General features: G+C 46.5%; 1 protein-coding gene. It reads left to right on the top strand.

Annotated elements, in window-relative coordinates:
- Positions 1 to 228, top strand: a 228-nt coding sequence (locus R0K30_RS23980; protein WP_410613588.1) for a prealbumin-like fold domain-containing protein, incomplete at both ends; no start/stop codon positions are given.

The raw sequence follows: 228 nt of genomic DNA, 5'->3' as shown, positions 1-228 counted from the left end.
AGGCTCTGTCCAGCTGATCAAGAAGGATCAAGACGGAAACGTTTTAGACGGTGCAGTATTTAAAATCATTGACAGTGATGGAAAAACTGTAAGAGACGATCTGATGACAAAAGAAGGCGGCAAAATTGACGCCGGCGGTTTGGCGCCCGGAAACTATCAATTTGTTGAAACAAAAGCGCCGGATGGTTATCTGCTGTCAACAACCCCTGCGCCGTTTACGATTAAGGC

The sequence above is a fragment of the Bacillus sp. SIMBA_154 genome (assembly GCF_046536015.1).
In the GTDB taxonomy this organism is placed as follows: Bacteria; Bacillota; Bacilli; order Bacillales; family Bacillaceae; genus Bacillus; species Bacillus pumilus_P.
This window is presented reverse-complemented; position numbering and strand designations above follow the sequence as displayed.